This is a genomic window from Paracoccus sp. R12_2 (assembly GCF_017744015.1).
Classification (GTDB): Bacteria; Pseudomonadota; Alphaproteobacteria; order Rhodobacterales; family Rhodobacteraceae; genus Paracoccus.
Window position 1 is genome coordinate 60,327 of sequence record NZ_JAGHRA010000018.1, and the last position, 10,006, is coordinate 70,332.

8 protein-coding genes are annotated in these 10,006 nt (G+C 63.4%); 4 read left to right on the forward strand and 4 right to left on the reverse strand.

Going from position 1 to position 10,006, the window contains the following annotated elements; genetic code table 11:
* Positions 1-398: 398 nt before the first annotated feature.
* Genes J7359_RS17380 through J7359_RS17390 form a run of 3 tightly spaced genes read right to left on the reverse strand, consistent with a single transcriptional unit; the run spans position 399 to position 3,916 of the window.
* Positions 399-1,139 (reverse strand): FCD domain-containing protein, encoded by a 741-nt coding sequence (locus J7359_RS17380; RefSeq protein WP_209058461.1) that lies wholly within the window; start codon positions 1,137-1,139, stop codon positions 399-401.
* Entirely contained in the window at positions 1,136-2,920 is a 1,785-nt protein-coding gene (locus tag J7359_RS17385) for a glycoside hydrolase family 2 TIM barrel-domain containing protein (protein WP_209058463.1), read from the reverse strand. Before J7359_RS17385 ends, J7359_RS17380 begins: the two co-directional genes overlap by 4 nt.
* 15 nt (positions 2,921-2,935) lie before the next feature.
* Positions 2,936-3,916: a TRAP transporter substrate-binding protein gene (locus J7359_RS17390; RefSeq protein WP_209058465.1), complete on the reverse strand. Its 981-nt coding sequence runs from the start codon at positions 3,914-3,916 to the stop codon at positions 2,936-2,938.
* Positions 3,917-4,120: 204 nt separating this feature from the next.
* Between J7359_RS17390 and J7359_RS17395 the strand changes: the two genes are divergently transcribed.
* From J7359_RS17395 to uxaC, 4 genes are read left to right on the forward strand one after another with little or no spacing between them, the layout of a single operon-like run.
* On the forward strand, positions 4,121-4,648 hold the full coding sequence (locus J7359_RS17395) for a TRAP transporter small permease (RefSeq protein ID WP_209058467.1): 528 nt from the start codon (positions 4,121-4,123) through the stop codon (positions 4,646-4,648).
* Entirely contained in the window at positions 4,645-5,946 is a 1,302-nt protein-coding gene (locus J7359_RS17400) for a TRAP transporter large permease (RefSeq protein WP_209058469.1), read from the forward strand. Before J7359_RS17395 ends, J7359_RS17400 begins: the two co-directional genes overlap by 4 nt.
* Before the next feature lie 4 nt (positions 5,947-5,950).
* Positions 5,951-8,356 (forward strand): TIM-barrel domain-containing protein, encoded by a 2,406-nt coding sequence (locus J7359_RS17405; protein ID WP_209058470.1) that lies wholly within the window; start codon positions 5,951-5,953, stop codon positions 8,354-8,356.
* A gap of 50 nt (positions 8,357-8,406) precedes the next feature.
* Complete coding sequence (gene uxaC, locus J7359_RS17410; RefSeq protein ID WP_209058471.1) at positions 8,407-9,828, forward strand: glucuronate isomerase; 1,422 nt, start codon at positions 8,407-8,409, stop codon at positions 9,826-9,828.
* A gap of 55 nt (positions 9,829-9,883) precedes the next feature.
* On the opposite strand, the gene J7359_RS17415 is transcribed toward uxaC, so the two are convergent.
* The coding region (locus tag J7359_RS17415) for a phosphate acyltransferase (RefSeq protein WP_280637529.1) at positions 9,884-10,006 on the reverse strand (123 nt) is incomplete at its 5' end.

Here is a 10,006-nt window from a genome sequence, read left to right on the forward strand (position 1 = left end):
GCCCCATAGCTGTCGTAGCCGCACCTATGCTGAGATTGATGACCTGATCCGGGCGAGGATGCATGGCCTTCAACTGATCGACCCAGCCATCCCGAAGCAACGAGTTCGAGCCACCGATAACCACAACCGCCGGGGTTTCGTGCATGTCCTGCCTCTTGCGTCCTCGATCCTTGAGAGGGCGTTCTTCTTTGTCTCTGCAATGCCGCCGCGCGGGCGGTTTCCGGCGCGCCTGTTCCCGACATGCGCGGTTTTCACCACATCAACGATAGGCAGGATATCTGCCACAGGTTTCGGCACGGGCACAAGGATTCTGATGTGCCGCGGCAAGAAGCAGGACCAGGGCCGGCGCGATCACGGGCCGGACGTCGGAAGCACGCCCGGTCACGATCCTGACTGCGTCACAGGGCCTGCCGCGCGCGCGCCGTCGCGAACAGATAGCCGTCGAAGGACGGATCCTCATAATCGGAAAGCTGCATCAGCGTCGCGCTGACATTTCCGATGTGGTCGCCCATGGCCTTGCGGGCGCGCTGGCTGTCGCGCGCGCGAAGCGCGTCGAAGATTTCCTGATGGTCGTCCAGCCAGCGCGTGCGATAGGCGTCGTCGAAGATGCGGCTGTGCAGCTGCGCCCACATGCGGCTGCGTGCCCGCCGTTCCCACAGATCGGCGACCGTGCGGACCAGCACCCCGTTCTGGGTCGCCTCGGCGATCAGCAGGTGGAACCGCTGGTCACCGGAATAGTCCCCGGTGCCTTCGGCGATGTTGCGACGTTCCTGATCCAGCGCCTCGCGCATCGCGGTGATGTCGGCCTTGGTCACGGTCGCGGCGGCCAGCCCTGCGACCGCACTTTCGATGACCATGCGCGCTTCCAGCAGTTCGAACGGTCCGATATCGTCCTCTGCGACGACCGGGACGGTCGCCGGCTCCATCAGGTAGATGCCTGAACCCTGGCGCACCTGAACCAGCCCTTCGACCTCCAGCATGATGACCGCGTCACGCACAAGGCTGCGCCCGACATCCAGCCGCAGCGCGATCTGGCGTTCGGTCAGAAATCGGTCACCGGCGCGATATCCCTCGGCACGGATCAGGGCGCGCAGTTCGGCCGCGACATCCTGATAGCGACGTTGCTGTGTCTCGCTCATGCGTCCCCTGCCGCCCTGCGGGCATAGAAATCGGCCAGAATGCCGAAGGCCTCCTTGCGGGTGGTCTTGTCGGCGGCAACCAGCCCCTTGCGGTTCCAGCCCCGCTGATAGATGCCCTGCCGGCGCTCGGTCCTGAAGTCATAGAGGATCCAGGGCGACATCCCCTTGACGTAGTCAAGCCTGGACAGCGTCGCGATCTGCCTGCGATAGACCTCTGCCTGATAGGCTTCGGAGAACAGGCCGGTCCTGGGGCCCTGCGGCGTGATGTCGGCATCCGCGCCGGTTTCGGAAATCACCACGGGACGGTCGGGGTCGGAATTGCGCCCGATGGTTTCCAGATCCTCGAAATCCTTGTCATACCAGCCGTAATATTCGTTGATCCCGATGATATCCAGATGCGCGGCCAACCGGTCCTCGATCCGCAGGGTGGTGTGGTTGACCAGGCAGGCCGCCGCAATCAGGCGCGTCGGATCCATCTGGCGGGCCAGGGCCGCCAGGTCGGACATGAAGGCGAGCCGCGCATCGGTGTCGGGGTTTTCGTTGCCCACCGACCAGATCACGACCGAGGCGCGGTTGCGGTCGCGGCGCACCAGCTCGGCCAGTTGATTGCGCGCATCGGCCCGCGTGGCAGGGTTGGTGAAATCGATAGCCCAATAAACCGGGATCTCGGCCCAGATCAGGATGCCGCGTTCATCGGCCATGCGCGAGGCAGCCTCGTGATGCGGATAATGGGCCAGCCGCATGAAATTGCAGTTCAGCGCCCTGGCATGGTCGAATCGGCGGGTCAGGTCTTCATGATTGGTGACCTTGCCCAGCTTTTCGTCGTCCTCATGCACGGCGATGCCGCGCAGCCAGATCGGGTTTCCGTTCAGCAGGATCTCGGTCCCGCGGCGCTCGATCTGCCGAAAGCCGACGCGGTCGGTCACACGGTCGGGACCTGCGGTCAGTTCGACGTCGTAAAGATGCGGGTCATCAGTGGACCACAGGCGCGGCTTGGCGGCGATCTCGACCACGGCGCGGCCGTGTATCAGAGGAATTATCTGGTCGACCAATCCGTCGATGCGCAGACGGGCCTCGGTCGCGCCCTCGACCTCGATCTCGGCACGGATCAGGTCATAGCAGCCCGGCGCCAGCGCCACGAACAGATCGCGGATCACCGTGCCCGGCGTGCGATACAACGACACCTCGCGATAGATGCCGCCATAGTTGAACCAGTCGGTGTTCTGCATCGGCAGGCGGTCGGGGCGGCGGCGATTGTCCACGAACAGCATCAGCCAGTTGCGTCCGGGCAGCACGTGATCGGTCAGTTCCGCGAAGAACGGGGTCGAGGCACCCAGATGATTGCCCAGATAGACCCCGTTCAGAAACACCTTGCAGTCATAGCTGGCAGCACCGATCCGCAGGAACAGCCGCCCTTCCGGGTCGGGTTCAATGTCCAGCGGGCGCGTGTACCAGGAACCGCCCTCGAAGAAATACCAGCGATCCTGCAACATCTGCCAGTTCGAGGGCACGGGCACGGTCTCGCCCATATGCGGGTCATAGTCCCAGGGCAGGGATCGGTCGGCGGGATCGCCGGGCTGCATGGCGAACCATTTCTGGCGCAGCCCGGTATCCAGCAGATCGACGCAGAAATTCCAGTCGCCATCCAGCGATTGCGCATTGCGGCCGCCGGTGAAGATCATGCCCTGCGCCGTCAGATCGCGCCTGTCATAGGCGCGATCATAGGCTTCGTCATGCAGGGCCGCCAAGGCGTTCTCGGCCAGATCCGAACGTTCAAGCATGGCGTCCCTGTTCCCTTATTCTGCCGAGGCGCGGATCTGTTCGATCAGCCCGGCCAGTTCTGGATTGGCCTCTTCGGCTTCTTGATACATCGGCTGCACGGCTTCGATGAACGGGGCCTTGTCGACCTCGTGGATCTCGACGCCCATATCGGCCTGCGCCTCCTCGATGGCGGCATCCGATGCTTCTTTCCATGCGGCCGTATGCGAGACCATCGAGTTGTGGGCCGCCGTCGACAGCGCCTGCTGTTCCTCGGGCGTCAGCCCGTCCCAGGCGCAGTTCGAGATGAACACGACCGACGGGATCATGGTATGTTCGTCCAGCGAGAAATGCTTGGCGACCTCGCCGTGGCGGGCGGTGGTCAGCGCGGTCGGGTTGTTCTCGGCCCCGTCCACGACGCCCTGCTGCAGCGCGGAATACAGTTCGCCCCAGCCGATCGGCGTCGGGTTGCCGCCCAGAAGTTCGACCATGCGCACGGCCGATGGGCTGGGCTGGACACGCATCTTCATGCCTTCCAGATCAGCGGGCGAATTGATCGCCTTGTTGGCATAGAAGGACCGCGCGCCTTCGGTGTAATAGGCCAGCCCGCGGATCCCGCTTTCGATGCCGGAATCAAGGATTTCCTTGCCGATATCGCCGGTGATCACATCGTTGAAATGGTCCTCGCTGGCGAAGATATAGGGCAGGTTGAACACGGCATAGGACGGCACGAAAGCTTCCAGCTCCGCCGCGTTCGACCGGGCCATGTCCAGCGAACAGTTCTGCACCTGCTCGGTCGATTCGCGCTGCGAACCCAGCTGACCGTTGGCATAGATGCGAATCTTCAGATCGCCGCCGGTCGCTTCTTCGACCTCGTCGGCCATTTTCTGCATGGACAGGTGGACCGGGTGATCCTCGGGGTTGTTGTGGTTCAGCCGCAAGGTCTTGGCCTGAGCGGCGGCGGTCATGGTCAGCAGTGCAAGTGCGGTGCCTGCGGCAAGCTTGGTCGCGATCTTCATCCGTTTCCTCCCGTAAAGATGCGTGGCGGCGATGTGCCGAGTGACGGTCGTGACCTGATTTGATCCGCCAATTCATGTTTTTGTCAACCAGTTTCATAAATTGGTTGACCATTTTATCAACTGACGTCATCTTCCCTCAATCAAGGGAACCCTGCGGGAGGAGCGCAGTATGACCGAACCAACCATTCGTCATCCGAGGCCGGCATGAGGCGGGCCGCGGATCTTGTGCTGCGCAGTGGCATCATCGCGTCCTTCGCGGTGCTGCTGGTCTGTGTCAGTTGGCAGGTGATCAGCCGCTATGTGCTGGGCACGCCCTCGACCGTCACAGATGAACTGGCCCGCTTCATCTTCATGTGGCTGGCGCTGGTCGGCGGGGCCTATACCTACGGGCAGGGCCGCCATCTGGCGATCGACTTTCTGCCGATGTCGGTCACCGGGCGCAAACGCCAAGCGAGCGAAGCCGCCATCACGTTGCTGATCGCGTCCTTCGCGGTGATCGTGATGATCTGGGGGGGCGCGCAACTGGTTCTGCGGACGCTGGCCTCGGGGCAGATCTCGCCTGCGCTGCGGCTGCCGATGGGCTGGGTCTATGGCGCCGTTCCGATCGCCGGCGCGATCATCACCGCTTATGCGGTGGGCAATCTGGCGCGCATCGCCAAGGGGCAGCAGATCCTGGCGCCCGCCGATGAAATCCTGGCCCGGCTGGCCGAGTCCGAGGAGGACCGGAAATGAACATCGCCGCACTTGTTCTGTTCGGAAGTTTTGCCGCGATGATGGTGCTGGGTGTGCCCATCGCCTTTTCCATCGGCATCTCGGCAGCGCTGACATTCCTTCTGTTCATGTCGCTGGACCAGACGATCTTCATCGTCGCGCAGCAGATGGTCTCGGGGCTGGACAGCTTTACCCTTCTGGCAATCCCGTTCTTCATCCTTGCGGGCAACATCATGAACCGCGGCGGCATCGCCCTGCGCCTGATCGAGTTCGCCAAGGTTCTGGGCGGCCGTCTGCCCGGTGCGCTGGCCCATTGCAATGTCATTGCCAACATGATGTTCGGCGCGATTTCAGGCTCTGCCGTGGCTTCGGCAGCGGCGGTGGGCGGTGTCATGGCGCCGCTGCAACGCAAGGAAGGCTATGATCCGGCCTATTCGGCGGCGGTCAATATCGCCTCCAGCCCTACGGGTCTGCTGATCCCGCCCTCGACCACTCTGATCGTGTTCTCGCTGATCACCGGCGGCACCTCGATCTCGGCGCTGTTCGTGGCGGGTTATCTTCCGGGCATTCTGCTGGGATTGTCACTGATGGTGGTGGCAGGGGTGATCGCAAAGAAACGCGGCTATCCCCTGGCCCCGCGCCCCAGCATGGCCGAGGTGCGCCACCGCACGCTGGACGCGATCCTGCCCCTGGGCCTGATCGTCGTCATCATGGGCGGCATCATCGCCGGTGTCTTCACCGCGACCGAGGCATCTGCCGTCGCCGTCCTCTATTCGCTGTTCCTTGCGCTGGTCTGGTATCGCGAACTGAAGCTGTCGGATCTGCCCAGGATCTTTCTGGAAAGCGCGATCACCACGACAATCGTGTTGCTGATGATCGGCACGTCCATCGCCATGTCGCGGGCGATGGCCTACGGAGACATCCCCTTCGCGCTGTCGGACTGGCTGCTGGCGCTGTCGGACAATCCCATCGTGATCCTGCTGATCATCAATGCCGCGCTGCTGGTTGTCGGCACCTTCATGGACATGACGCCCGCGCTGCTGATCTTCACGCCGATCTTCTACCCTGTGGTGCAGGATCTGGGGATGGACCCGGTCCATTTCGGCATCATGATGACGCTGAACCTGTCCATCGGCATCTGCACGCCGCCGGTCGGTTCGGCCCTGTTTGTCGGCTGTTCGGTCGCGGGCGTGCCGATCCAGCGGGTGATCCGCCCGATGCTGCCACTTTATGCCGCGATGCTTGTCCTGCTGCTGGCGGTGACCTTCATCCCCGAAATCAGCCTTGCGCTGCCGCGCTGGCTTGTCAGCTACGGTTAAGATCATGAAGACCCTCAAGGACTGGACCCTGCACGGGCGGGACGGCGCCGCTGTCACCCTGCTGACCGATGGCGGACGCCGGATGCGCATCGCCGTGCTGGACCGCGATCTGATCCGCGTGTCGCTGATCGGACGCGACGGCTGGCGGCTGGGGCGCAGCTGGTCGGTCGCGCCCGATGGCGATACCCCGTTCGAAGGGAGGTCGCGCGACGATCTGTCCGGATTTGCCTGCCCCGATTACGACCTGTCGGAAACCTATCAGGGGCTGCTGATCGACACGGGCACCCTGCGCCTGCAGGTGCTGCGGCCGCTGCAACTGATCTGGCAGGCGCAGATCGGCGACGAATGGCGCGTCTTTGCCGCCGATCGCCCGACCGGTGCGTATATGGCGGGTCTCCGCGATCACACGCACGGCCATTTCCTGCGGCGCAACGCGGGCGAGTTGGTCTATGGGCTGGGCGAGAAATCGGGTGATCTGGAACGGTCCGGCCGCCGGTTCGAGATGCGCAACCTGGACGCGATGGGTTATGACGCCGAACGCACCGATCCGCTGTACAAGCATATCCCGGTGACGCTGACCCGCACGCCGGACGCGGGGTCGTTCTCGATCTTCTATGACAATCTGGCCAGCTGCTGGTTCGATCTGGGGAACGAGTTGGACAACTATCACGCCCCCTATCGCGCCTATCGGGCCGAGGATGGCGATCTGGACTATTACTTGGCGTGGTCGCCCGAACTGGCGGGGCTGACGCGCAGACAGGCCTGGCTGACCGGCGGCACCGCCTTCATGCCGCGTTGGGCGCTGGGATATTCCGGCTCTACCATGAGCTATACCGACGCGCCGGACGCACAGCTGCAACTGGAAGGCTTTCTTGACCAGATCACCGCCCATGCCCTGCCCTGCGACAGCTTCCAGATGTCCTCGGGCTATACCTCGATCGGGTCCAAACGATATGTCTTCAACTGGAACACGCGGAAATTCCCCGATATCGATGCGATGACCGCGCACTTCGCGGATGCAGATGTGCATCTGATCGCGAATATCAAGCCCTGCATGCTGCATGATCACCCCCGCTATGCCGAGGCGGCGTCCGCCGGCCTGTTCATTCGCGACAGCGAGACGGACCAACCCGAGATTTCGGTCTTCTGGGACGACGAGGGGTCGCATCTGGATTTTACCAACCCCGCCACGGTGGACTGGTGGAAGACAAATGTGACGAGCCAGTTGCTGGAACATGGCATCGGCTGCACCTGGAACGACAACAACGAATACGAGATCTGGGACCCTGCCGCGCAATGCCATGGCTTCGGCGATACGATCGACATCGCGTTGATCCGCCCCCTGCAGCCGGTCCTGATGACGCGGGCCTCGCGCGATGCGCAGGCGGAACATGCGCCGGATCTGCGGCCCTATCTGATCAGCCGTTCGGGCGCGCCGGGCATCCAGCGTTACGCCCAGACATGGACAGGCGACAACCGCACCGCCTGGAAGACGCTGCGCTACAACAACCGCATGGGGCTGGGCCTGTCGATGTCGGGGATCTTCAATATCGGCCATGATGTCGGCGGATTCTCCGGCCCGCGTCCGGGGCCGGAACTGTTCCTGCGCTGGGTCCAGAACGGCATCTTCCATCCGCGCTTCACCATTCACAGCTGGAACGACGACGGCACCGTGAATGAGCCATGGATGTATCCCGAGATCCTGCCTCATATCCGCGCCGCCCTTGCGCTGCGGGGGCAGCTGATCCCGTATCTGTATACGCTGACATGGCAGGCCACGCAGGAACATCAGCCGATCCTGCGCCCGACCGTGGCCGAATTCGAAGGCGATCCGGCGACCCACGCCGAATGTGACGAATTCATGCTGGGCCGCGATCTGCTGGTCGCCACCGTGATCGAGGAAGGGGCCACGACCCGCAGGGTCTATCTGCCTGACAATGGCAGCGGCTGGTGGGATTTCCACAGCGGCTCGCATCACCCGGGCGGTCAGGCGATCGAACTGCCCGTGGGTCTGGGCAGCATGCCGCTGTTCGTGCGCGCAGGCGCCGCGCTGCCCCTGTCGCAGGGCGCCGCGCGCGCCAAGCCGGACAGCGATCTGACCCGCCGCATCGCGCTGTTCCCCGCGCCCGGTGTGTTCACCGACAGCGCCCTTCTTTACGAGGATGACGGCGTTTCCGCCGATGCGCTGACCGGCAATAACTGGCAACTACGCATCGAAACCCGCGCGGATGCACAGGTCATCGACGTGACGATCGCCGCCAGGGGACCGTTCCGGCCGTTCTGGCCCGCGCTGGAATTCACCCTGCCGGATGCGGAAACCCGCGCGCTTAGGGTGAACGGCCAGCCCGTCACCCGGATTGAGCTGCGGGATATTCCCGGCGCGTCGCAGACGGCGTCCAGCAACGGCTAGCCGCCCGAATCTCGACTTCAGTCCACCCCAGTGACCGCAAGGGAACCCGCATGACCCAATTCCTCGGACCCGACTTCCTGCTGGACACCCCTGCCGCGCAGCGCCTGTATCACGAGGTGGCGGCGGATCTGCCCATCGTGGACTATCATAACCACCTGCCGCCCGCCGAGATTGCGCAGGACCATCACTGGGACAATCTTGGTCAGCTCTGGCTGGCGCATGATCACTACAAATGGCGCGTCATGCGGTGGGCAGGCATCCCCGAGGATCTGTGCACCGGACCAGCAGACGACCGGCAGAAGTTCGACGCCTTCGCGCGCGCCATGCCCGCGCTGGTCATGAACCCCGTTCATCACTGGTCGCATCTGGAACTTTGGCGTTTCTTCGGCCTCGACGGCACAGTCCTTTCGCCGCAAACTGCCGATCATGTCTGGAACGTGGCGAATGCGGCGCTGCCCGGCCCCGAATTCGGCGCCCGCGGACTGCTGGCGCAGATGAAGGTTCGTTTTGTCGGCACGACCGACGATCCGCTGGACGATCTTTCCCATCACCGCGCGATGCAGGGTGATCCGGATCTGGTCGTCGCGCCCAGCTTTCGCCCCGACCGGGCGTTTGCCGTGGAATCCCCCGATTTCGTGCCGTGGATCAATCGCCTGTCCAGGCTTACCGATATTTCCATCGACGGTTTCGCACCGCTGATGCAGGCGCTGATCCAGCGGCTGGACATGTTCGTGGATCACGGCTGCCGTGCCGCCGATCACGGCATCGAACGGCTGGAAGCCGGACCCGAATGGCCCGAAGCCAGACTGGATGCGGCGCTGAGACGCTGCCTGTCGGGCGAAGCCCCGACCGCGGACGAGGCTGCCGCGATCCGTTCCGCATTGTTCGTCGCGCTGGGTCGCGCCTATGCCGAGCGCGACATCGTCATGCAGCTTCATATCGCGCCGCTGAGAAACAACCGCAGCCGCCTGCTGGACCGCGCCGGCCGCGATGCGGGCGCCGATTCCATGAACGATTTCGGGATCGCACAACCTCTGAATACGCTGCTGGACCGACTGGACCGGACCGATCAGTTGCCGGAGATGGTGCTGTATTCCGTGAATCCGGCGCATAACGCGGTGCTGGCGACGACGGCCGGGAATTTCCAGGATGGCTCTCGTGCGGGAAAGATCCAGGTCGGCACGGCGTGGTGGTTCAACGACCAGCTGGACGGGATGGAACGTCAGATGACCGATCTGGCGCAGATGGGGCTGATCTCGACCTTCCTCGGAATGCTGACGGACAGCCGATCCTTCCTGTCCTTCACGCGACACGAGTATTTCCGCCGCCTGCTGTGTCGGATGCTGGGCCGGCAAATGCGGGATGGATTGATCCCGAACGACGAGGCCGCCCAGAACCAGTTGGTGCACGATATCTGCTGGGGCAACGCCGCGCGACGTTTCTTGCGGGGGTCTGCTGTGTCTTGCCGGTGACCTGCCGCCGGTCCGTGTGTTGCGTTCGGGGGTGTCGGCGGGTGGCCTGTCCGCGTCATTTCCTGATTGTTTGTATATTTGTTATGACTGCGGCGTTGATGATGTCTTTTGTTGTGCATCCTCGCGACAGGTCGTTTGCGGGTTTTGCGAGGCCTTGCAGGATGGGTCCGATGGCGTC

What these genes read in the sequence shown, in the direction of transcription:
- J7359_RS17380 (WP_209058461.1), bottom strand. Translation starts at nt 1,139, where the DNA reads ATGAGCGAGACACAGCAACGTCGCTATCAGGATGTCGCGGCCGAACTG.
- J7359_RS17395 (WP_209058467.1), top strand. Translation starts at nt 4,121, where the DNA reads ATGAGGCGGGCCGCGGATCTTGTGCTGCGCAGTGGCATCATCGCGTCC.
- J7359_RS17390 (WP_209058465.1), bottom strand. Translation starts at nt 3,916, where the DNA reads ATGAAGATCGCGACCAAGCTTGCCGCAGGCACCGCACTTGCACTGCTG.
- J7359_RS17385 (WP_209058463.1), bottom strand. Translation starts at nt 2,920, where the DNA reads ATGCTTGAACGTTCGGATCTGGCCGAGAACGCCTTGGCGGCCCTGCAT.
- uxaC (WP_209058471.1), top strand. Translation starts at nt 8,407, where the DNA reads ATGACCCAATTCCTCGGACCCGACTTCCTGCTGGACACCCCTGCCGCG.
- J7359_RS17405 (WP_209058470.1), top strand. Translation starts at nt 5,951, where the DNA reads ATGAAGACCCTCAAGGACTGGACCCTGCACGGGCGGGACGGCGCCGCT.
- J7359_RS17400 (WP_209058469.1), top strand. Translation starts at nt 4,645, where the DNA reads ATGAACATCGCCGCACTTGTTCTGTTCGGAAGTTTTGCCGCGATGATG.